The organism is Pseudomonas sp. LAP_36, assembly GCF_019456785.1.
Taxonomy (GTDB): Bacteria; Pseudomonadota; Gammaproteobacteria; order Pseudomonadales; family Pseudomonadaceae; genus Aquipseudomonas; species Aquipseudomonas tritici.
In genome coordinates this window covers 100,995-124,145 of the sequence record NZ_JAHZMS010000005.1, presented here as the reverse complement: position 1 = coordinate 124,145, position 23,151 = coordinate 100,995, and the positions used below count along the sequence as shown (strand labels likewise).

Sequence of the window (23,151 nt, the reverse complement as noted above, 5' to 3'; positions counted from 1 at the left end):
CATTCGATATTCTGTAGCCTTGCCGAGCTTCACCTTTACCCGTGCTTGATGAACACAATCACTTCGTCCGGCGGCGCCCGAAGGGCTCCAGAGCCGGTGGTACACTCGACTTTCGCGCTACTGCGCCTGCAGGTCTTGCGAACATGACGCAAATTTCTGAACGCCTTCTGGTTCAAGCCCATCTCGACGCCAAGCAGCCCAAGGCCCTTAGCGCTGATGAAGAGGCGAGCCTGCGCACGGCCATCGCCGCTGAGCTCAAAGCTCAAGACGCGGTGCTGGTTGCCCACTTCTATTGTGACCCGGTGATCCAGGCCCTGGCCGAAGAAACCGGTGGCTGTGTCTCCGACTCGCTGGAAATGGCCCGCTTCGGCGCCGCCCATCCGGCCAAGACCGTACTGGTCGCCGGTGTGCGCTTCATGGGCGAGACCGCCAAAATCCTTACACCCGAGAAACGCATTCTCATGCCCACCTTGGAAGCTACGTGCTCCCTGGACCTGGGTTGCCCGGTGGAGGAGTTTTCGGCGTTCTGTGATCAGCATCCCGAGCGCACCGTGGTGGTGTACGCCAACACGTCGGCGGCGGTCAAAGCCCGGGCGGATTGGGTGGTGACCTCCAGCTGTGCGCTGGAAATTGTCGAAAGCCTGATGGACAACGGCGAGACGATCATCTGGGGCCCGGACAAGCATCTGGGTACTTACATCCAGCGCCAGACCGGTGCCGATATGCTGTTGTGGGACGGTGCCTGCATCGTCCACGAAGAATTCAAGTCCAAGCAGTTGGAAGACATGAAGGCGCTGTACCCAGATGCAGCCATCCTGGTACACCCGGAGTCGCCGACGGCGGTGATCGAACTGGCGGACGCCGTGGGCTCAACCAGCCAACTGATCGCGGCTGCCCAACGCTTGCCGAACAAGACCTTTATCGTCGCCACCGACCGCGGCATCTTCTACAAGATGCAGCAGCTGTGCCCGGACAAGGTTTTTGTCGAAGCGCCTACCGCCGGCAACGGCGCCGCGTGCCGCAGTTGCGCACACTGCCCGTGGATGGCGATGAATACGCTGGAGCGCACGCTGCAGTGCCTGCGTGAGGGCAGCAACGAGATCTTCGTCGAGCCGTCGGTGATCCCGCATGCGGTGCGCCCGCTCAAGCGCATGCTGGACTTCACCCAGGCAGCGCGCCTGAAGCTGGCCGGCAACGCCTGACCCCGTTGTGAACACTGTCAAACTGTGGGAGCTGGTTTGCCTGCGATATCGGTCTATCAGTCAATGTTGCAGTGACTGAACCAGCGCTATCGCAGGCAAGCCAGCTCCCACAGTTGATGTGTGTCGTCTGCAATTACTTCTTCTGCTTCGGAACCCGCACCAGCTGGGTATCCGAATAGATGTCATGCCAGCTGCGCTTTTGCTTATCGAACAGCGACCAGATAAACCCCAGCCCCACGCACAGCCACGACGCAATCGACACCACAAAGCGTAACAGCGCCTGCCACAGGCTGATCCGCGAGCCGTCGGCGTTCTGCACGCGCACGCCCCACACCTGCATGCCCAGGGTCTGCCCGGAATGGGTCCAGAACTTGGCGAAGAAACCAAACAGTACAAACAACAGAATCGTCGACAGCAGAGGATCACCATCCAGTGCGCCGGACTCAGTGAGCGTGCGCATCCTGGCTTCGCCTACAAACGCGATCCAGATCAGCTTGTAGATGAACGCAGTAACGATCAGCAGCGCGGTGCACAACAGGAAGTCGTAGAACATCGCTGCCAAGCGACGGCCCAGGCCAACGGCGGGGAAATCGCCTGTGGGGCTCAGCAGGGGTTTCGACATGGCAGGGCTCTCTAATGGAAAAAGCCATTTTACGAGCAATCGCACATAAAAAAGCCCCTGATGTCAGCATCAGGGGCTTTTTGTCGCAGTTGGGATCAGCCTTCTGCTTGTACTTCGTCAGCCTGCATGCCTTTCTGGCCTTGCACAGCAACGAACGTCACTTTCTGGCCTTCTTTCAGGCTCTTGAAGCCGTTGCCCTGAATGGCGCGGAAATGCACGAACAGATCCGGACCGCTTTCTGGCGTGATAAAACCAAACCCTTTCTCGTCGTTAAACCACTTGACGGTACCGCTCTGACGTTCAGCCATTTTCTTATTTCCTTGACGCTAAAATTAATGACAGCCTCTTTCACATGAAAGAGTACTGGGCTGGGTTGCAGGAAAGTAAGAGACGTCGAACGGGTTGTAGCACAACTACTTCAGCTACTGCCCAGGTCCAGGTTCCAAGCGACCCATGCAAACACAGTGCGCAAACTCTACGCCAACTAATAGATAAAAAACAAGCCCTGGCAAATGCCCCGTGTTTGCTGGGCTTTATGACACTTTGGCGAATAATGAGGCGTCGACTTATTCGATAGAGTTGGTCACTTGTTATCGGTTAAAACACTTGATAAAGACTATCGGTGATGCACTGTTTTGTGGCGGTTGCGTTACAGATTAGTGCACGCTGGCGCAACCGCGTTACTTATAGAAACAGTCAATCAACCGCGGTAGTAACGTTGCGGCACAAATGGCATTTTACTTACACGCAGTGGCACTTTTTTCCCACGCACCAGCGCAGACACTTCGGTATCTAGCGCGATGAATGCACTGTCCAGGTAACCCATAGCCAGCGGGCCACCCAGCGTCGGACCGAAACCACCGCTGCACACGCTGCCGATCACTGTGCCGTGTTCGTCAACGATCTCCGCGCCTTCACGCACTGGCGTGCGCTCCTGTGGCAACAGGCCGACACGTTTACGGCTTACGCCGGCTTGCTGCTGGGTGAAGACCTTGTCGGCGCCCGGGAAGCCACCGGCACGTGCGCCGTCGGCGCGGCGGGCCTTGGAGATCGCCCACAACAGGCTGGCTTCGATGGGTGTGGTGTCGGTGTTCATATCGTGGCCATACAGGCACAGGCCGGCTTCCAGGCGCAGTGAGTCGCGGGCGCCCAGGCCGATGGCCTGTACTTCGGTCTCAGCGAGCAGGCTGCGGGCCAGGCTTTCGGCGTTGGCGGCCGGCACGGAGATTTCAAAGCCGTCCTCACCGGTGTAGCCCGAACGACTGACGTAGCAGTCCACACCCAGCAGGCGCAGGGTGGTGAACTGCATGAAGGTCATCTTGGTGACTTCCGGTGCCAGGCGCGCCAGTACTTTCACCGCCGCCGGACCCTGCAGGGCCAGCAATGCACGCTCTTCGAACAGCGGTTCGATGCTGCACTGGTCGCCGATATGCTGGCGCAGGTGCGCCAGATCCTGATCCTTGCAGGCGGCGTTGACCACCAGGAACAGCTCGTCGTTACCCAGGTTGGCCACCATCAGGTCGTCGAGAATACCGCCCTGGTCATTGGTAAACATCGCGTAGCGCTGCATGCCCACCGGCAAGTCGATGATGTCGACCGGTACCAAGGTTTCCAAGGCTTTGGCCGCATTGGCGCCGGTGAGGCGGATCTGGCCCATGTGGGACACGTCGAACAGCCCGGCTTGATCACGGGTATGCAGGTGTTCCTTCATCACACCCAGAGGGTATTGCACCGGCATGTCGTAGCCGGCGAAGGGCACCATGCGCGCGCCCAGCTCAATGTGCAGGGCGTGCAGTGGGGTTTTCAACAGGGTTTCGGTGGACATATTCAGCTCCTGAAAAACGTGCTGGCGCGCCGTTAGGCGTCAGCACTCGATAATGTTGACCGCCAAACCGCCACGGGCGGTTTCCTTGTATTTGCTTTTCATGTCGGCGCCGGTCTGGCGCATGGTGCGGATGACTTTATCCAGCGAGACGAAATGTTGGCCGTCGCCGCGCAAGGCCATGCGCACCGCATTGATCGCCTTGACCGAACCCATGGCATTGCGCTCGATGCAGGGCACCTGCACCAGCCCGCCAATCGGGTCGCAAGTCAGGCCGAGGTTGTGTTCCATGCCGATTTCGGCCGCGTTTTCCACTTGCGAGACGCTGCCGCCCAACACTTCGCACAGTGCGCCCGCCGCCATGGAACAGGCCACGCCAACTTCACCCTGGCAACCGACTTCGGCGCCGGAAATCGAGGCGTTTTCCTTGTACAGAATGCCGATGGCAGCGGCGGTGAGCAGAAAACGCACCACGCCGTCTTCGTTCGCGCCGGGGATAAAGCGCATGTAGTAATGCAGTACGGCGGGCACGATCCCCGCCGCGCCGTTGGTCGGCGCCGTGACTACGCGCCCGCCGTTGGCGTTTTCTTCGTTGACTGCCAGGGCGTAAAGGTTGACCCAATCCAGCACCGACAACGGGTCGCGCAGCGCCGATTCCGGGTGCTTGCACAGCTGGCGATGCAGCGCAGCAGCGCGCCGCTTGACCTTCAAGCCGCCCGGCAAAATCCCCTCATTGCGGCAGCCTGCGTCGACGCAGTCCTGCATCACTTGCCAGATTTTCAGCAGGCCTGCGCGGGTCTCCGCTTCGGGGCGCCAGGCACTTTCATTGGTCAGCATCACCTGGCTGATGGACAACCCATAGGTGGTGCAATGACCGAGCAGGTCTTTGGCGTGTTTGAAGGGGAAGGTCAGCGGCGTGGCGTCTTCGACAATCCGGTCAGCGCCTGCGGCGTCTTCATCCACCACAAACCCGCCACCGACCGAGTAGTACTCGCGGCTGCGGATCTGGATGTTGGCGGCGTCGAAGGCACGAAAGATCATGCCGTTGGGGTGGTAGGCGAGGGGTTTGCGAATCATCGCCAGGTGTTCTTTCTCATTGAACTCAATGCTGTGTTCGCCGAGCAAATTCAGGCAGCCGTCCTTGCGCATCTGCGCCAGGCGCGTCGCCACGGTTTCGGTGTTGACGGTGTCCGGGTGTTCGCCTTCCAGTCCGAGCAGCACGGCCTTGTCGCTGCCGTGGCCTTTGCCGGTGGCGCCCAGCGATCCATAGAGTTCCACCTTGACGGTGGTGGTGGCGCTCAGCAGGTTGTCACGCTTGAGGCCCTCGACGAATCGAGCTGCCGCGCGCATCGGGCCGACGGTGTGGGAACTGGAGGGGCCGATGCCAATCTTGAACAGGTCGAACACGCTTAAAGACATGAGTTGTTCTCCGGTTTCTTATTATTTATCAGGTGTACTCGGCCAAATGTGGGAGCGGGCTTGCTCGCGAAAGCGGTCTCTCAGTTGATACACCTGGTGACTGATCCACCGCATTCGCGAGCAAGCCCGCTCCCACATTTACACCGAGTACATCCTCAAGTTACGCGTAGCTCTCGATCGACGGGCATGCACACACGAGGTTGCGATCGCCAAATACGTTATCGACCCGGCCAACCGGCGGCCAGTATTTGCCTTCGATCAACGAAGCCACCGGGTACACAGCCTGTTCACGGCTGTACGGGTGTGTCCACTCGCCCACCAGCTCGGCTGCGGTGTGCGGCGCGTTCTTCAGCGGGTTGTCATCCTTGTCCAGGGTGCCGTTTTCCACCGCGCGGATTTCTTCGCGGATGGCGATCATGGCGTCGCAGAAGCGGTCCAGTTCTTCCTTGGATTCGCTCTCGGTCGGCTCGATCATCAAGGTGCCTGCCACCGGGAACGACATGGTCGGCGCATGGAAGCCAAAGTCGATCAGGCGCTTGGCCACGTCATCGACGCTGATACCGCTGCTGTCTTTGAGTGGGCGCAGGTCGAGGATACATTCATGCGCCACCAGGCCGTTGCTGCCGGTGTAGAGCACGGGGTAGTGCTCCTCCAGGCGACGGGAAATGTAGTTGGCATTCAGGATCGCCAGTTGCGAAGCGCGCTTGAGGCCCGCGCCGCCCATCATGCTGATGTACATCCAGGTGATCGGCAGAATGCTTGCGCTGCCGAACGGTGCCGCGCAGACCGCGCCTTCCTTGCGTTCCATGGCTGCGTGGCCTGGCAGGAACGGCGTGAGGTGCGACTTGACGCCAATCGGGCCGACGCCCGGGCCGCCACCGCCGTGGGGAATGCAGAAGGTCTTATGCAGGTTCAGGTGGGACACGTCGCCGCCGAACTTGCCCGGGGCGCACAGGCCGACCATGGCGTTCATGTTGGCGCCGTCGATGTACACCTGGCCGCCGTTGTCGTGAATGATGCCGCAGATTTCGCGGATACCTTCTTCGAACACACCATGGGTGGACGGGTAGGTAATCATCAGCGCGGCGAGGTGGTCGCGGTGCTCGATGGCCTTGGCACGCAGGTCTTCGATATCGACGTTGCCACGCGCATCGCAGGCTGTGACGACAACGCGCATGCCAGCCATGTTGGCGGTGGCAGGGTTGGTGCCGTGGGCCGACGATGGGATCAGGCAGATGTCGCGGCGTTCATCGCCACGGCTCTGGTGGTAAGCACGGATGGCCAACAGCCCCGCGTACTCGCCTTGGGAGCCGGCGTTCGGCTGCAGGGAGATCGCGTCGTAACCGGTGGCCGCGCAGAGCATGGCTTCCAAGTCGGAGGTCAGCTCCAGGTAACCGGTGCTTTGCTCGGCCGGGGCGAAGGGGTGCAGGGCACCGAACTCGGCCCAGGTCACCGGGATCATTTCGCTGGCGGCATTGAGCTTCATGGTGCACGAGCCCAGCGGGATCATGGTGCGGTCCAGCGCCAGGTCCTTGTCGGCCAGCTTGCGCAGGTAGCGCATCAGCTCGGTTTCCGAGTGATAACGGTTGAACACCGGGTGGCTGAGGACGGGCGACTGGCGCAGCAGTGCGGCCGGCAGGGCGCTGTCAACGTTGGCAGTGAAGACTGGCAGTGCCTTGCCGTCGGCGAAGAGGCTCCACAGCGTTTCGATATCCGCCTGGGTGGTGGTTTCGTCCACCGACACGCCAAGGCGCTCAGCGTCCACCACACGCAGGTTGATGCGCTGGGCGCGGGCCTTGTCGTGCAGGGCGGCGGTGTTGGCGCCGGTGTTGAGGGTAATGGTGTCGAAGAAGTTGGCTTGCTCGACTTTCAGGCCCAGTGCGGTCAAGCCCTTGGCCAGGATCGCGGTCAACTGGTGCACCCGTCGGGCGATCTGGGTCAGGCCTTTGGGGCCGTGGTACACGGCGTACATGCTGGCGATGTTGGCCAGCAGCACTTGGGCTGTGCAGATGTTGCTGGTGGCCTTCTCGCGGCGGATATGCTGCTCGCGGGTCTGCATCGCCAGGCGCAGGGCCGGCTTGCCGAAACGGTCGACGGAGACACCGACCAGGCGGCCCGGCATGTCACGCTTGAACGCATCCTTGGTGGAGAAGTACGCCGCGTGCGGGCCGCCGAAGCCCAGCGGCACGCCGAAGCGTTGCGCGCTGCCGATGGCCACGTCGGCGCCGAATTCACCCGGTGGGGTCAGTAGGGTCAGGGCCAGCAGATCAGCGGCTACCGCGACCAGTGCGTTGGCGGCGTGGAAGCGCTCGGTGAGCTCGCGGTAGTCGAAGACGTCACCGTTGCTGGCTGGATATTGCAGCAGGGCGCCGAAAAACGGGGTGACGTCGGTCAGTTCGCGCTCATCGCCTACCACCACCTCGATACCCAGCGGCTCGGCACGGGTGCGCAGCACGTCGAGGGTTTGCGGGTGGCTGTGGATCGAGGCGAAGAAGGCATTACTGCCCTTGTTCTTGCTCAGGCGTTTGCAGAAGGTCATGGCTTCGGCGGCAGCGGTGGCTTCGTCGAGCAGGGAGGCGTTGGCGATCGGCAGGCCGGTGAGGTCGCTGATCAGGGTCTGGAAATTCAGCAGCGCTTCCAGGCGGCCTTGGGAAATCTCTGGCTGGTACGGCGTGTAGGCGGTGTACCAGGCCGGGTTTTCCAGCAGGTTGCGCAGGATCGGCGACGGCGTGTGGCAGTTGTAGTAGCCCTGGCCGATGTAGGTTTTGAACAGTTGGTTCTTGCCGGCGATGGCCTTGATCCTGGCCAGGGCCTCGGCTTCGCTCAGGCCGTCTTCCAGGCCGAGCACGCTGGTGCCCTTGATGCTTTCCGGGATCACGCTGGCGCTCAGGGCTTCCAGGGAGTCGAAACCCAGGCTGGCGAGCATGTGCTGCTCGTCTTCCTGGCGCGGGCCGATGTGGCGGGCGATGAATTCGTTGGCGGTGTTCAGTTGAACGGTCATTGCGCGCTCCTCAAGCTTCAGCGTTGGCTTTGATCAGGCGGTCGTACGCGTCCTGATCCAACAGTTTAGCCACCGCCTCGGCGTCGGCCGGTTTAAAGCGGAAAAACCAACCTTCGCCCATTGGGTCTTCGTTGACCAGTTCCGGGCTGCCATCGAGTTTGTCGTTCACTTCGAGCACTTCACCGTCCAACGGCATGTACACGCCGCTGGCGGCTTTTACGGACTCGACGGTGGACGCTTCGGCGCCCTTGTCGTAAGCCTGCAACTCCGGCAGTTGCACGAAAACCACATCACCCAGCGCGTTCTGCGCGAAAGCGGTGATACCCACGGTGACGCTGCCGTCGGCTTCGGCGCGCAGCCATTCGTGATCTTCAGTGAAACGCAACTCGCTCATGGAAACTCCTCGGGGCCAGATTCGTCTGGTGGACGGGATTGGAATAATGGGGAGTTACTTAGCAATATCGCGGCCAAGCTTGTTAAAGCCTTGTAAATCAATGGCTTAATAAAAATGGTCATAACGATATGGAATTCGGCTGTAGCGATTTCGCTACACTCCGACGCGCGAAAAAAAGCCTATGCGGATCAAAGCCTTGCATGGCGCGCAAAAAACAAGGTTGTAGCGATATCGTTCCACTGTAGCGCTTTCAGTACAGCCGATGTCGTTCTCAGACCAAATTTTGAAATACGGTCCTGTGGGGGCTGGGTTTGTTCAGTCAGGGTTTGTTGGGAATGCCGTACTTGCGCAGGCGATGGGCAATCGCCGTGTGGGAAGTCTGCAAGCGGCTGGCCAGTTGGCGCGTCGAGGGGTAGCTGCTGTAGAGCTTTTCCAGCAGGCTGCGCTCGAAATCTTCCATGGCCTGTTCCAGGCTGTCGACTTCACCGTCGCCCTGGCGCGCGACTGACGTGCCGGCGATGTCGAGGTCGCCAATGTCCACCAGGCTGCTTTCACAGATGGCGGCGGCGCGGAAGATCACGTTTTGCAACTGGCGCACATTGCCCGGCCAGCGGTTGCCCAACAGCGCCGGGTAAGTGCCGGGCGCCAGGCGGCAGACCGGACGCTGGATCTGTGCACAAGCCTGCTGCATGAAATAGCGCGCCAGCAGCAGGATGTCCTGGCCGCGTTCGCGCAGCGGCGGTACTTCGACGTTGAGCACATTGAGGCGGTAGAACAAGTCTTCGCGAAAGGTGCCCTCGCTGACCATCTTTTCCAGGTCGCGGTGGGTGGCGCTGAGGATGCGCACATTGACCTTCACTTCACGGTCGCCACCGACGCGACGGAAGCTGCCGTCATTGAGAAAGCGCAGCAGCTTGGCCTGCAGGTACGGCGACATCTCACCGATCTCATCCAGGAACACCGTGCCCTGGTTGGCCAACTCCATCAGCCCCGGCTTGCCGCCGCGCTGCGCGCCGGTGAAGGCGCCCGGTGCATAACCGAACAGCTCACTTTCGGCGAGGTTTTCCGGCAGCGCCGCGCAGTTCAATGCCAAAAAAGGCGCGCTGTGACGCGCGCTGATGGCGTGGCAGGCACGTGCCACCAGCTCCTTGCCGGTGCCGGTTTCGCCTTGAATCAATAACGGTGCATCCAATGCCGCCACCCGCTGCGCGCGCGCCTTGAGCGTACGGATGACAGGGGATTCGCCGAGCAGCGCATCAAACCCTTCGGCATGGTCGTGGTGCAGCGCCGACAGTTGTTCGCCGATACGGTTGGGTGGGTAGAGGGTGAGCAGGGCGCCGGCGTCGGTGATCGGCGTGGCGTCCAGCAGCAAGGTCTGGCCGTTGACGCTGATCTCACGCAGCGGCAGGCGAAAGCCGTGTTCGAGCAACGTGTCCAACAGCGTCGGGTCGTTGAACAGCTCGCTGATGCTTTCCCCTGCCGGTTCGCGGCCATACAGGGCGATCAGTGCCGGGTTGGCCAATAGAATCTTGCCCGCGCTATCCAGGGCCAGCACCGGGTCGGTCATGGCGGCCAGCAGGGCATCGAGTTGCAGGTGGCGGCGTTGACCGGGGAGGATATCCACCACCGTGACCGCCTGTACGCCGTGCACGCTGAAGAGGGCGTCGCGCAGCTCTTCCAGCACCTCGGCGCTCAGGGTTGGCGCATCGATGTAGACGTTGGGCGGCACCATTTCTACCGCATCCAGGTTTAGATTACGCCCACCGAGCAAGGCCAGGACTTCCTGGGTGATGCCGACGCGGTCGATGAAGCTGACGTGGATACGCATGGGGCGGATCTTGATTCTAGAGTGCGGAGGGTGGCCAGTATGCCTTGGAGATGATGGAGATCAAAATGTGGGAGCGGGCTTGCTCGCGAATGCGTTGGGTCAGTCGATAAATTAAGTGACTGACACTCCGTCTTCGCGAGCAAGCCCGCTCCCACAGGGGATTTGCGTCGTTCTTACTCCAAATGTTCCGGCTTGACCGGATCACCCGACTTCACATCCAGTTGATGCCGCACATCCTCGAACATCAAGTCGTACTGCTTGTGCATCGAGCCGTTCAGCACCGCGACCTTGGGCATTCCATACTTCTGCGCAATGTTCATCGCATGCCGCGCAAAGTCGAACGCCTGGTCCTTGGGCAGGAAGAACTCTTCCTTGAGGTCCTTGCCCTGCACCGAGCCATGCAGCTTGAACAGCATCCCCTTGCCTTCCTTGGGGTCCTGGCTGACTTCATAGTCGATGCACAGGTTGTAGCTGTAGTCCTGGGCATTCAGTGCGTGACGTTCAACGTGCAAGTGACCCGGTTCAAAAGTGGCCATAGGCGTATCTCCTCTACTTCACAGATAGGTGATGCCAGGTTTTGCCGTACTGATGCGTGTACCGGCACTGCCCTGGACGATGGCTTCGATGTCCGAGAGTGAACCGATGACGGCGGTTTTGCCAGTCTGGCGGGCGAACTCGCAGGCGGCTTGGACCTTGGGGCCCATGGAGCCGGCGGCGAAGCCGAGTTTTTCCATTTCGTCAGGGTGGGCCTGGCCGATGGCTTTTTGGCTGGGCTTGCCGTAGTCGATGAAAGCGGCGTTGACGTCAGTGGCGATCACCAGCAAGTCGGCGTCCAGTTGCGCAGCCAGCAAGGATGAGCAGAGGTCTTTGTCGATCACCGCTTCGATGCCTTGGAGCTTGCCGTCTTCGCCGTACATTGTCGGGATGCCGCCACCGCCCGCACAGATCACGATGGCGCTTTTTTCCAGTAGCCATTTGATCGGGCGGATTTCAAAGATGCGTTTCGGCCGTGGGCTGGCGACCACGCGGCGGTATTTATCACCGTCTGGTGCAATCGCCCAGCCTTTTTCGGCGGCGAGCTTTTCCGCTTCGGCCTTGGAATACACCGGGCCGATGGGCTTGGTTGGGTTTTGGAACGCTGGGTCCTTGGCGTCGACTTCCACCTGGGTGAGCAAGGTGGCGAACGGCACTTCGAAGTCCAATAGATTGCCCAGTTCCTGCTCGATGATGTAGCCGATCATGCCTTCGGTCTCGGCGCCGAGCACGTCCAGTGGGTAGGGTGAAACCTGGGTGTAGGCCGCCGCCTGCAATGACAGCAGGCCGACTTGCGGGCCATTGCCGTGGGCGATCACCAGCTCGTTGCCGGCATGGATCTTGGCGATCTGCTCGGTGGCGATGCGGATGTTGGCGCGTTGGTTGTCCGCCGTCATGGGTTCACCACGGCGGAGCAGGGCGTTGCCGCCCAAGGCTACGACGATGCGCATACAGAGTGTCCTTCTGAAAGTTCTGATGAAGGAACGCGGTCAATGTGGGAGCCGGCTTGCCTGCGATAGCATCACCGCGGTCTGCTTGATGGACCGAGGTGCCTGCATCGCGGGCAAGCCCGGCTCCCACATTTGTCCTCATTGCCAACTTAAGGGTTAGATATCTGCCAACGCCGACACCAAGATCGCCTTGATGGTATGCATGCGGTTTTCCGCCTGCTCAAACGCGATGTTGGCCGGCGATTCAAACACCTCTTCAGTCACTTCCACGCCATTGGCCAGGTTCGGATAACGCGCGGCGATGTCCTTGCCGACCTTGGTTTCGCTGTTATGGAACGCCGGCAGGCAGTGCATGAACTTCACCCGCGGGTTGCCCGAGGCTTTCATCATCTTGGCGTTGACTTGGTACGGCAGCAGTTGCTCGATGCGCTCGTCCCACGCTTCCACCGGCTCACCCATCGACACCCAGATATCGGTGTGGATGAAATCCACGCCTTTCACGGCTTCTTTCGGGTCTTCGGTGATGGTGATGCGCGCGCCGCTTTCTTCGGCGAACGCCTGGCATTGCTTGATGAAATCTTCGTGCGGCCACAGGGCTTTCGGCGCGCCGATGCGTACGTCCATGCCCAGCTTGGCGCCGATCATCAGCAGCGAGTTGCCCATGTTGTAACGGGCATCGCCGAGGTAGGCGTAGCTGATGTCATGCAGTGGCTTGTCGCTGTGTTCGCGCATGGTCAGGGTGTCAGCGATCATTTGCGTGGGGTGGAATTCGGCGGTGAGTCCGTTGAACACCGGCACGCCGGCGAATTTGGCCAGCTCTTCGACGATTTCCTGCTCGAAGCCACGGTACTCAATGGCATCGAACATGCGCCCGAGCACACGGGCGGTGTCTTTCATGCTTTCTTTGTGGCCGATCTGCGATGAAACCGGATCGATATAGGTGACGTGGGCACCCTGGTCATGGGCCGCGACTTCGAAAGCGCAACGGGTGCGGGTCGAGGTTTTTTCGAAGATCAGCGCGATGTTCTTGCCTTTCAGGTGCGGACGCTCGGTGCCGGTGTATTTGGCGCGTTTGAGGTCGCGGGACAGGTCCAGCAAGTAGTTGAGCTCGCGGGTGGTGTGGTGCATCAGCGAGAGCAGGCTGCGGTTGCGCATGTTGAAAGCCATGATGGATCTCCTTAATAGTCGATTGGGTCGCGGATGATCGGGCAGGTCATGCAGTGGCCGCCGCCACGGCCGCGGCCGAGCTCACCGGCGCTGATGGTGATGACTTCCACACCGGCCTTGCGCAGCAGGGTGTTGGTGTAGGTGTTGCGGTCGTAACCGATCACCACGCCAGGCTCCACGGCGACCACATTGTTGCCGTCGTCCCACTGCTCGCGTTCGGCGGCGAAGCTGTTGCCGCCGGTTTCAACCACACGCAGGGCCTTGAGGTTGAGCGCTGCGGCTACGGTCTCAAGGAAGTTGGTTTTCTCGCGTTGGATGTCGATACCGTGCGGCTTGCTTTCGTCAGGGCGCAGGGTGAACGGCACAATCTGGTTGACCACTTCGGGGAAGATGGTGACCAGGTCGCGGTCGCAGAAGCTGAACACGGTATCCAAGTGCATCGCCGCGCGGGATTTCGGCAGGCCGGCAACGATCACGCGTTCCACGGCTTTGTTTTTGAACAGGTTGCGCGCCAATTGGCCGATGGCTTGGTGGGACGAGCGTTCGCCCATACCGATCAAGACCACGCCATTGCCGATCGGCATCACGTCGCCGCCTTCCAGCGTGGCGGCACCGTGTTCCTGGTCGGGGTCGCCGTACCAGATCTGGAAGTCCGCGTTGGTGAACTCAGGGTGGAACTTATAGATGGCGCTGGCCAACAGAGTTTCCTGACGTCGCGCCGGCCAGTACATCGGGTTCAGCGTCACACCGCCGTAGATCCAGCAGGTGGTGTCACGGGTGAACTGGGTGTTGGGCAGCGGGGGCAGGATGAAGCTGGCGTGGCCGAGGAAGTCGCGGAACATCTCGATGGTTTTGCCACCAAAGCTGCTCGGCAGGTCATCCGCCGATACGCCGCCGATCAGGAACTCAGCGGTCTTGCGCGGCTCCAGGCTGCGCAGCCAGGAGCTGACTTCATCAACCAGGCCCAGGCCAACCGTGTTGGAGGTGATCTTGCGCGCCAGGATCCAGTCGAGCGCTTCAGGGATGGCAACGATGTCGGTCAGCAGGTTGTGCATTTCCAGCACATCAATGTCCCGCTCGCGCATCTTGGTCACGAAGTCGAAATGGTCGCGCTTGGCCTGGGCCACCCACAACACGTCATCGAACAGCAGTTCATCGCAGTTGTTGGGCGTCAGCCGCTGGTGGGCCAAGCCTGGGGAGCACACCATGACTTTGCGCAGTTTGCCGGCTTCGGAATGTACGCCGTATTTCACTTTTTCCGTGGTCATTACACATCCTCCAGAGAATACAATTACAGAGTCAGGAAGCCGTCGTAGAGCCCATATGCCGCCACCAGGGCGCCAATGACCACTGCGGCGAAAATCAGCTTCTCGACGTGGGTGAAAATCGGTTTGCCCAGTTCACGCTTGGCTTTGGCGAACAGGATCGCGCCAGGGGCGTAGAGCAGGGCGGAGAGCAGCAGGTATTTGGTGCCGCCGGCGTAGAGCAGCCAGATCGCGTAGATCAGGGCGACAGCGCCAATGAACAGGTCTTTCTTGCGTTCGGCCAGGGCGGTTTCGTAGGTTTCGCCGCGCACTGCCAACAGCAGGGCGTAGGCCGCCGACCACAGGTAAGGCACCAGGATCATCGAGGTGGCGAGGTAGATGAGCGACAGGTAAGTGCTGGCGGAAAACAGCGTGATCACCAGGAAAACCTGCACCATCGCGTTAGTCAGCCACAGGGCATTGACCGGCACGTGGTTGGCGTTTTCCTTGCGCAGGAACTCCGGCATGGTGTGGTCCTTGGCGGCGGCGAACATGATCTCCGCGCACAGCAGCACCCACGACAGCAACGCCCCGAGCAGCGAGATGATCAAGCCGACGCTGATCAGCACCGCGCCCCAGTGACCCACCACATGCTCCAGCACGGCGGCCATCGACGGGTTCTGCAGCTTGGCCAGTTCAGGCTGAGTCATGATCCCCAGGGACAGTACGTTCACCAGCATCAGGAACAGGAGCACCGTGATGAAACCAATCACGGTGGCCTTGCCCACGTCGGAACGTTTTTCCGCACGGGAGGAGAAAATGCTCGCGCCTTCGATGCCGATGAACACCCACACGGTGACCAGCATCATGTTGCGCACCTGGTTCATCACACTGCCCAGGTCCGGGTTTTTCACGCCCCAGATGTCCGCGGTGAAGATGTCCAGCTTGAACGCGAACACTGCGATCAACACGAACAGCACCAGCGGCACGACCTTGGCGACGGTGGTCACCAGGTTGATGAACGCCGCTTCCTTGATTCCGCGCAGTACCAGGAAATGTACGGCCCACAGCAGTACCGACGCACCGATCACTGCGGCCGGCGTATTGCCTTCGCCAAAGATCGGGAAGAAGTAGCCGAGGGTGCTGAACAGCAACACGAAGTAACCGACGTTGCCCAGCCAGGCGCTGATCCAATAGCCCCAGGCGGAGGAGAACCCCATGTAGTCGCCGAAACCGGCCTTGGCATAGGCGTACACCCCACCGTCGAGGTCGGGCTTGCGGTTGGCGAGAGTTTGGAAGACAAACGCGAGGGTCAGCATGCCGATGGCGGTAATCACCCAACCAATCAACACCGCACCGACATCGGCGCTGGCGGCCATGTTTTGCGGCAGTGAGAAGATCCCGCCACCAATCATTGAACCGACGACAAGTGCAACCAGCGCGCCTAATCGAAGTTTTCCGGGAGATTCAGACATTGCATAACTCCAATGCAGGAGAAGAGAGACCACAGAATAATTCCGTGCGCTAATCAATCAGCTGACTCAGATCACTTCATTGGCACATTCCATTGTGAATTAATAACTTGGGGTGGAAAGCCTCAGGCGATATTTTTCCGCGCAAAGACGCTCTCCAGAGCGGCCCCTGCGTTTTGGTTAATCATTTAGTGTTGCGTAAGGACGTTTGAAACTAGACTGTTTTGTCGATTATGCAAACTTTTCGAAAATGCGACAGCAAGTAGCTTGGAAGCGACAACGTATTTGCCGTATTTAAATTATAAATAAGCTCAATCATACAAGCTGCCATGCCGTTGGGTTATGAGTGTGTTGTTTTTATCGCGGTCTCTAATAAACGTTATACTCGCTGAGTTAATTAGTTGAGTTTACGGCTGTCAGCTCAAGCTGTTATTTATTCAGGAGTCCACATGTCCCAGCCGGCCCAGAAACTTCGACTCAGTGCTTTGATTGCCTTGGTAGTGGGCTCGATGATCGGTGGTGGGATCTTCTCCCTACCGCAAAACATGGCCGCGCGCGCCGAGGTTGGGGCCGTATTGATCGGCTGGGCGATCACCGCCGTCGGCATGCTGACCCTTGCCTTTGTGTTCCAGACCCTGGCCAATCGCAAACCCGATCTGGACTCGGGGGTGTACGCCTACGCCAAGGCGGGTTTTGGCGATTACATGGGGTTCTCGTCTGCCTGGGGCTATTGGATCAGCGCGTGGATGGGCAACGTCGGCTACTTCGTGTTGTTGTTCAGCACCCTGGGTTACTTTTTTCCGGTGTTTGGCCAGGGCAACACGCCGGTGGCCATCGGCTGTGCGTCGCTGCTGCTGTGGGCAGTGCATTTCCTGGTGATGCGCGGAATCAAGGAGGCGGCGTTCATCAACCAGATCACCACGGTGGCCAAGATCGTGCCCTTGCTGATGTTCATCGTGATCGCTGCCGTAGCGTTCAAGGCAGATATTTTCACCCGGGATATCTGGGGCCTGGGCAATCCGGACATCGGCAATGTGGTGGACCAGGTGCGCAACATGATGCTGGTCACCGTGTTTGTGTTTATCGGCATCGAAGGCGCCAGCGTGTATTCGGCGCGCGCCGAGAAACGCTCGGACGTGGGCCGCGCCACGCTGATTGGTTTCCTTGGCGTGCTGGCGTTGCTGGTGCTGGTGAATGTGCTGTCCTTGGGAATCATGAGCCAGCCGGAGCTCGCGCAGTTGCAAAACCCGTCCCTGGCCGGTGTGCTGGAGCGCATCGTCGGGCCCTGGGGGGCGATGGCAATCAGCATTGGCCTGGCGGTATCGCTGCTCGGCGCCTTACTGTCCTGGGCGCTGCTCTGCGCGGAAATCCTTTACGCCACCGCCCATGACAAGACCATGCCGGCCTTCCTGAAAAAGGAAAATGCCAACCAGGTGCCGGTCAACGCGCTCTGGCTGACCAATGTGATGATCCAGACCTTCCTGGTGATCACGCTGTTTTCCCACAGCACCTACACCACGCTGATTTACCTGGCCTCATCGATGATCCTGGTGCCTTACCTATGGTCGGCGGCCTATGCCGTGCTATTGAGCGGACGCGGCGAAACCTACGAAGGCGCTCACGGCCAGCGCATGAAAGACTTGCTGGTGGGCCTGATCGCCCTCGGCTATGCGGTGTGGCTGCTCTACGCTGGCGGCTTGAAGTACCTGCTGCTGTCGGCGCTGCTGTATGCACCGGGCGTGATCCTGTTTGCCCTCGCCAAGCGTGAGCAGGGCCAGCCCCTGTTTACCCACTTGGAAAAAGGCATTTTCAGCTGCGTGATCGCGGGCGCCGGGTTGGCGGCGTATGGGTTGTATAGCGGGGTGTTGTCGCTGTGAGACTGGCGTATCAGCCGCCTTATGACTGGGCGGCGATGGTGGGTTTTCTATCGGCGCGCGCTATCGCTGGGATGGAGACGGTCGAAGCCGGCCTGTACCGGCGCAGTATCAGCGTGAGCGGCCAGCACGGCTGGATCAGCGTGACGCCGGGGGCTGGCGATTGGTTGGACGTGGGGGTGGAGTTTCCAGAGGCTGCGGCGCTGCCTGAGATCGAACGGCGCCTGCGCAGGATGTTTGATCTGGATGCCCAGCCTCAGTTGATCAACGCGCAATTGGCGACGGACCCATTGATGGCGCAACTGGTTGCAGCGCGTCCCGGCCTGCGCGTGCCGGGCACTTGGGATGGCCTGGAACTGGCGATTCGGGCAGTGCTGGGCCAGCAGATCACGGTGGTGGCCGCGATTCGTTTGGCGGGCAAGCTGGTGGCGCAATACGGTCAGCCGCTGGATACGCCGCACGCCGGTATCACGCATGTTTTTCCCACGCCCGAGGTATTGGCGGCGGCGGACCTGGCGACCTTGGGCATGCCCAAGGCGCGCGGGCGCACGTTGTCGGGTGTCGCACAGGCGTTGCTGGATGATCCTGAAGTGTTCGAACCCAAGGCCAGCCTCAAGGAAGGCGTGGCACGGCTGGTGGCCTTGCCGGGGATTGGCGATTGGACGGCGCAGTACATCGCGATGCGCCAGATGCGCGAGGCGGATGCGTTTGCGACGGGGGATATCGGCTTGATCAATGCGCTGGCAGCCTTGGAGGGTGGGCCGGTTTCGGCGCGGCAGTTGGGTGGGCGGGCTGAGGCTTGGCGGCCGCTCAGGGCTTATGCGGCGCAGCATTTGTGGACGTCGTTGCAACGGTCAGATTGATAGTGTCTGTACTGGCCTCATCGCAGGCAAGCCAGCTCACACAGTTGGAATACGGTCAAACGTGGGAGCTGGCTTGCCTGCGATAGCGCAGGTCAGGTCACCACTGCGGCCGGTGCGACCCCAATTCCCCAGCCGCCAAATCCCACTGCAACGGCGTGCCGCTGAGGGTCAGCGGCGCCAACAACCGATGAGCCTGGCCCCAGGCTGTTTGCTCCGCCACCAAACCCTGATCGCTCAATTCCTCGGCACGCAACGCCGGTTGCTCCGGTACCTGTCCCGCCTCCACCAACAGCTTCGCCGTACGCGCCAACGACAACCGCGCCGAACCGCCACGCCCGGTTTTCAGCCGCTCACTCAATGCTTGAATCGCACTGGCCGCCATCAAATACCCGGTCGCGTGATCCAGCGCCTGCAACGGCAGCGGCACCGGTTTATCCGATTGTTTCCAGGCCATGCCCGCGTCGGCAATCCCGCTGCTCATTTGCACCAGGCTGTCGAAACCCCGGCGATTTCGCCACGGGCCGCTCCAGCCGTAGGCGTTGAGACTCACGTCGATCAGGCCGGGGGTGAGGGTTTGCAATTCGTTGGCGGTGTAACCCAATTGCTCCAAGGCGTCGGCACGGTAGCCGTGGAACAGAATGTCGGCCTCCTTGAACAGGCTTTCGAAAATCCGGCGGTCTTCGGGGGTCTTCAAGTCGAGACGGGCACAGCGTTTGCCGAGGGTCATTTCCGGTACTACGCCGGGTTCGTTCCAGGTCGGCGAGTCGATACGCAGCACGTCGGCGCCCAGGCCCGCGAGAAAACGACTGGCCACGGGGCCGGCCAGCACGCGAGTCAGGTCCAGCACCTTGATGCCCGCGAGTGGCCGCGTCACCGAGCCGAGCCAGGGTTTGTCGGCGCCGGTTTCAAAGGTCTGGCGCTGCACCAGGTCTTCAGCATTCACCGCCAACCCTTGCGGATGCCCTTGCCAGGCCTGCCAGGCACGCATCTGCGCCGCACAGCCACCTTCATCGACAATCGCCTGTTCCAGTTCAGCGGCGCTCCATGGGGCAACGCGGGCAGCCATCTCGGCACGGTCAGTGACGTTGCCCAACACTCGCTCGGCGGCGGCACGGTGATGGGGGGCGTTGGTGTGCAAGCGAATCCAGCCATCGGCGCTGGCATAGTCACCGGCTACCGGGTCCCACAGCGGCGGCACTTGCCAGCCCACCGGGCGAATCGAGGATGAAAACCAGAAAGAGGCGAGGCGCCGGTCCACGCTGATGCCGGGCAAGCGCCCGGTCTGTTGCTGGATCAACTGGGCCACGGCCTGGCCGGCAGCGCCGATACTGGCGCTGGCCAGCTCGGTCACGGCGAAGGTCGAGGGCAGGGCGCCGGCTTCGGTAAAGGTCAGGGGCGTTTGCGGTAGGTTGAGTGCAGCTTGGATGGGAGTCAGCAGGTCAGTCATCGAAGGCCCTCCGTAAGAGAAGGGCCACTATAAGAGATGATCAGCCCGGTGTGACAACCCCAGGCACCAACGGCAGGTCGATGCTGGCGATAAAGCCACCCTCTGCATGGTTGGCCAGAATCAGGCTGCCACCGTGGCGTTCGGCGGCGCGACGGGCAATCGCCAGGCCCAGGCCGTGGCCTTGTGCTGTTTGGCCGGGAGCGCGATAGAACGGTTCGCCCAACTGGCTCAAGTGTTCGGCTTCAACGCCGGGGCCGTGGTCGCGCACGCTGATCAGGATGCGCTCGCCCAGGCGCTGGGCCTGCAACTCGATCGGCAATCCCGGCGGGTTAAAGCGCTGGGCATTGCGCAGCAAGTTATCCACAGCACGTTCGATCATGGTCGGCCAGCCCTTGAGGTGCAGGTCGGTGTCGGCGATCAGGTTCACTGCTTGGTCCGGCGCACCGAGTTGCGCGTCTTTCTGCAGGGTCTTGAGCAGTGGGTTGAGGTCGACGTCTTCGGCGCTGGCATTGTCGGCGTCGACGCGGGCCAATACCAGGATTTCGCTGATCAGCGCTTCCAGTCGATCGCATTCGCGGGTCAGGCGTGGCCAGAGTTTTTCCCGCTCTTCGGGGGTGGCGCGTTCGGCCAGGGCCAGGGCGATGCGCAAGCGGGCCAGGGGCGAGCGCAGTTCGTGGGACACGTCCCGCAGCAATTGGCGCTGACTGCCGATCAGGCTTTGCAGGCGTGCGCCCATGCGGTTGAAGTCGGTGGCCAACACGCCGAACTCATCGCGCCGGTTAGCCAGTTGCGCCAAGCTGTTTTGCTGGTAGGTGGCCTGGCCGAGGTCATGCACTGCACCGCGCAGACGGCTGAGCGGGCGAGTGATGGACAACGTCACCAGCAGGCTGAACAGGGTCAGCACTATCAGCGCAATCACCAGTGCACTCAACGGCCACGTCAGGCTACTGCGGTGCCATTCGTCCAGTTCCGGGTGCGGGATGCGGTAGATCAACAGGTAGGTGTCGCCGGTTTTTTCGCTGGTGTATTCGGCAGTCAGGCGGCGCCAGGGCAGGTGGCCGTCCTGGCTGTCATTCTGGCGGGCTTCGAAGGCGGCGGCGCGACGTGGGAAAGTACCGCGCACCACCGGGTCGCCACTTTCGTTGAGCACTTGCACGTCGATGTGGTACTGGCGTTTGCGCTGTTGCAGCAGATCCTGCGCAGCCTCCTCACCCTGGGCTTCGTAGAGTTGGGTCCACTCTTGCGCCAGGTTATTGAGGCCGGGGTGACGGCTGAGAATCCAGGCATCTTGATTGAGCATGTGCCCAATCAGGATCGACAACCCGGCAACCAGGGCGATGGCCAGCCAGAAACTGGCCAGGATGCGCCAGAACAATGAACGCACAGGAAACCCTCAAACAGGAAAAGCCCAGTGGCGGGGGCCACTGGGCTGGGAACGTTAATGCGAGGGCATTATTGCGCTTTTTGCGGCTGTTGCGCTTTCCAGGCTTGGAATTCCTTCCATTCGGCACGACGCTGTTCTTGCTTCTTGACGATCTCGTCGAACTTTTTCTGCTGGTCAGGCTTGAGTACCGCGCGGATATCGGCCTGGGTTTTCTGCTTGCCGGCGGCGATTTCGTCCTGCATGGCTTTCTGGTCAGCGGCTGGCAGTTTGTCCAAGTACTTCTTGGTCAGGTCTTTGCGAGCGTGCCATTGGTCGCCCATCAGTTTGCCGATTTGCTGGCGCTGTTCCTTGCTCAGGTCCAGCTGGCTGAAGGGGCCGCCTTTGCCACGCGGACCGTGTTCACCGCCGTGGCCCGGGCCACCCATCATGTGACCTTCCGGGCCACCCATCGGGCCTGGGCCTGGGCCTTCTGGCATTGCTGCCATGGCAACGGTCGGCAGGGCAGCGGCGAGCATCAAAGCGATAAGGGTCTTGCGCATGGTGATTCTCCTGTCTCTATTCCGGTGATTCCGGATGTGAGTAGATTACGGAGATCAAGGTCAGCGGCGGTCAGGTGTGGGTAAAGCTTCGGTAAAGAGGATTTTGTCGGTAACTGACAAAACTATCAGCGCTGGGTGTATCGCCTGTGGGAGCTGGTTTGCCTGCGATGGGATCGGCTCGGTATCACAGATGCACCGAGTCGATCCCATCGCAGCCTCGCTAAAGCTCGACAGCTCCCACAGGGTTAGCGCTTAGAGGCTGTAATAGTAACCACGGCTACGCAACGCCACGATCCGCGGCCGGCCATCCGGGTGCGGGCCGATCTTTTTGCGCAGGTTGCTGACGTGCATGTCCAGGCTGCGATCGTAAAGGGTCAACTTACGGCCCAGGGCGATCTGCGCCAGTTCCTGTTTGTCCAGCGGCTCGCCGGGCTGGCGTAGCAGGGCTTCCAGCAGACGACTTTCGGAGACGGTGAGGGTGAATTCCTGTTCATCGATGCTGACCACGCCGCGCACCGGGCTGAAACACAAGTCGCCCAGTTCCAGCTGTGAGGACACGGCGGCCGGGTGGCTGCGGCGCAGAACGGCGCGCAGGCGAGCGGTAAGCTCGCGTGGGTCGCAGGGTTTGGCCAGGTAATCGTCGGCGCCCAGTTCCAGGCCGAGGATGCGGTCCAGGGGTTCGCCGCGGGCCGAGAGCATCAGCACCGGCAGCTCCGGGTGGTCGTTGCGCAATTGCTTGAGCAGCTCCAGCCCGCTGCCGTCGGGCAGCATCACGTCGAGCACCACCGCTGCCGGGGCGCTGTCGGCCAAGGCTTTGCGGGCGCTCAAGCCGTCATGGCAGGCGCGCACCTGGAAGCCTTCCTGGCTCAGCCAACTGGTCAGCAGCTCGCAGAGCTCCTGGTCATCATCTATCAGTAACAGCTCGCTCATGACTCACTCAATTTAGCCATTGTCGACGGCGACGGTGCCCACCGCTGGCGAAGATCCCGCACAGCAGGGCGATCAGAGCGACGGCCCCTCCGGTGACAAACCATTGCTGTTGCTCGGTCAGCCAGCGGTTCAAGGCGCCGCCCTGTGAATCTTTGAGTTGCTGGGCCAGGCGTTGGTTCTCTTGGCGAAGGCGACTCAATTGGGCGCTTTCGCGGGAGGCATCCGCACTTTGCAGCTGCTTGCCCAGTTCTTCACGCTGGCGTTCGCTTTCTTTCAAACGTTGCTGCAACTCGGTGATCTGGGCGCCGGCACTCAGGGACAGGGGCGTGGAACTGCCGGTGTTCGAGGTTTCTTCAGCGTGGGCCGTAGCCCCGATCATTAACACTACCAACAGACACAACTGACGTAAGCGCATCGGAACTCCTGATTCCACACGAATATTCAGAACGTTGTCGGCAG

At 60.9% G+C, this 23,151-nt stretch carries 20 protein-coding genes; 3 read left to right on the top strand and 17 right to left on the bottom strand.

Annotation, left to right across the window (positions count from 1 at the left end):
• Window positions 1-143 precede the first annotated feature (143 nt).
• A complete protein-coding gene (gene nadA / locus JBO08_RS17695; protein WP_065873593.1) occupies window positions 144-1,202 on the top strand; it encodes a quinolinate synthase NadA in 1,059 nt (352 codons plus the stop codon).
• A gap of 133 nt (window positions 1,203-1,335) precedes the next feature.
• On the opposite strand, the gene JBO08_RS17690 is transcribed toward nadA, so the two are convergent.
• The 12 genes from JBO08_RS17690 to arcD (JBO08_RS17635) form a co-directional block, all read right to left on the bottom strand.
• On the bottom strand, window positions 1,336-1,824 hold the full coding sequence (locus JBO08_RS17690) for an RDD family protein (RefSeq protein WP_065873592.1): 489 nt from the start codon (window positions 1,822-1,824) through the stop codon (window positions 1,336-1,338).
• 95 nt (window positions 1,825-1,919) lie between these two features.
• Complete coding sequence (locus JBO08_RS17685; RefSeq protein WP_003365337.1) at window positions 1,920-2,132, bottom strand: cold-shock protein; 213 nt, start codon at window positions 2,130-2,132, stop codon at window positions 1,920-1,922.
• Window positions 2,133-2,524: 392 nt separating this feature from the next.
• Window positions 2,525-3,649: a glycine cleavage system aminomethyltransferase GcvT gene (gene gcvT, locus JBO08_RS17680; protein WP_065873591.1), complete on the bottom strand. Its 1,125-nt coding sequence runs from the start codon at window positions 3,647-3,649 to the stop codon at window positions 2,525-2,527.
• Window positions 3,650-3,688: 39 nt separating this feature from the next.
• Entirely contained in the window at window positions 3,689-5,065 is a 1,377-nt protein-coding gene (locus JBO08_RS17675) for an L-serine ammonia-lyase (protein ID WP_065910340.1), read from the bottom strand.
• A 160-nt stretch (window positions 5,066-5,225) separates the two neighbouring features.
• A complete protein-coding gene (gcvP, locus tag JBO08_RS17670; protein WP_065945858.1) occupies window positions 5,226-8,066 on the bottom strand; it encodes an aminomethyl-transferring glycine dehydrogenase in 2,841 nt (946 codons plus the stop codon).
• 10 nt (window positions 8,067-8,076) lie between these two features.
• Window positions 8,077-8,460 (bottom strand): glycine cleavage system protein GcvH, encoded by a 384-nt coding sequence (gene gcvH / locus JBO08_RS17665; protein WP_032879722.1) that lies wholly within the window; start codon window positions 8,458-8,460, stop codon window positions 8,077-8,079.
• A gap of 319 nt (window positions 8,461-8,779) precedes the next feature.
• A complete protein-coding gene (locus JBO08_RS17660; protein ID WP_065873588.1) occupies window positions 8,780-10,288 on the bottom strand; it encodes a sigma-54-dependent transcriptional regulator in 1,509 nt (502 codons plus the stop codon).
• A 173-nt stretch (window positions 10,289-10,461) separates the two neighbouring features.
• Entirely contained in the window at window positions 10,462-10,824 is a 363-nt protein-coding gene (locus tag JBO08_RS17655) for a DUF5064 family protein (RefSeq protein ID WP_065873587.1), read from the bottom strand.
• An 18-nt stretch (window positions 10,825-10,842) separates the two neighbouring features.
• Window positions 10,843-11,772, bottom strand: a complete 930-nt coding sequence (gene arcC / locus JBO08_RS17650) for a carbamate kinase (RefSeq protein ID WP_065873586.1) — start codon at window positions 11,770-11,772, stop codon at window positions 10,843-10,845.
• 156 nt (window positions 11,773-11,928) lie between these two features.
• Window positions 11,929-12,939, bottom strand: a complete 1,011-nt coding sequence (locus tag JBO08_RS17645) for an ornithine carbamoyltransferase (RefSeq protein WP_032890962.1) — start codon at window positions 12,937-12,939, stop codon at window positions 11,929-11,931.
• An 11-nt stretch (window positions 12,940-12,950) separates the two neighbouring features.
• Window positions 12,951-14,207, bottom strand: a complete 1,257-nt coding sequence (gene arcA / locus JBO08_RS17640) for an arginine deiminase (protein WP_065881016.1) — start codon at window positions 14,205-14,207, stop codon at window positions 12,951-12,953.
• A gap of 23 nt (window positions 14,208-14,230) precedes the next feature.
• The gene (gene arcD / locus JBO08_RS17635; protein WP_065873584.1) at window positions 14,231-15,658 is read right to left on the bottom strand and encodes an arginine-ornithine antiporter; all 1,428 of its coding nucleotides are present in this window, start codon (window positions 15,656-15,658) and stop codon (window positions 14,231-14,233) included.
• A gap of 446 nt (window positions 15,659-16,104) precedes the next feature.
• Here arcD (JBO08_RS17635) and arcD (JBO08_RS17630) point away from each other — a divergent pair, with 446 nt between their 5' ends.
• Window positions 16,105-17,532 (top strand): arginine-ornithine antiporter, encoded by a 1,428-nt coding sequence (gene arcD, locus JBO08_RS17630; RefSeq protein ID WP_220074377.1) that lies wholly within the window; start codon window positions 16,105-16,107, stop codon window positions 17,530-17,532.
• The gene (locus JBO08_RS17625) at window positions 17,529-18,392 is read left to right on the top strand and encodes a DNA-3-methyladenine glycosylase (RefSeq protein WP_065873582.1); all 864 of its coding nucleotides are present in this window, start codon (window positions 17,529-17,531) and stop codon (window positions 18,390-18,392) included. The genes arcD (JBO08_RS17630) and JBO08_RS17625 overlap by 4 nt, the downstream gene beginning before the upstream one ends.
• 97 nt (window positions 18,393-18,489) lie before the next feature.
• Here JBO08_RS17625 and JBO08_RS17620 read toward each other — a convergent pair whose 3' ends face one another.
• The 5 genes from JBO08_RS17620 to JBO08_RS17600 all read right to left on the bottom strand — a co-directional run bounded on the left by JBO08_RS17620 (window position 18,490) and on the right by JBO08_RS17600 (window position 23,107).
• Entirely contained in the window at window positions 18,490-19,839 is a 1,350-nt protein-coding gene (locus JBO08_RS17620) for a CoA transferase (protein ID WP_220074376.1), read from the bottom strand.
• Window positions 19,840-19,879: 40 nt separating this feature from the next.
• On the bottom strand, window positions 19,880-21,223 hold the full coding sequence (locus JBO08_RS17615) for a HAMP domain-containing sensor histidine kinase (RefSeq protein WP_065881019.1): 1,344 nt from the start codon (window positions 21,221-21,223) through the stop codon (window positions 19,880-19,882).
• Between the two features lie 68 nt (window positions 21,224-21,291).
• Window positions 21,292-21,762, bottom strand: a complete 471-nt coding sequence (locus tag JBO08_RS17610; protein WP_220074375.1) for an LTXXQ domain protein — start codon at window positions 21,760-21,762, stop codon at window positions 21,292-21,294.
• Window positions 21,763-22,014: 252 nt separating this feature from the next.
• Window positions 22,015-22,692: a response regulator transcription factor gene (locus JBO08_RS17605; RefSeq protein ID WP_049711772.1), complete on the bottom strand. Its 678-nt coding sequence runs from the start codon at window positions 22,690-22,692 to the stop codon at window positions 22,015-22,017.
• 7 nt (window positions 22,693-22,699) lie between these two features.
• A complete protein-coding gene (locus JBO08_RS17600) occupies window positions 22,700-23,107 on the bottom strand; it encodes a translation initiation factor 2 (protein WP_065873578.1) in 408 nt (135 codons plus the stop codon).
• Window positions 23,108-23,151: the final 44 nt, after the last annotated feature.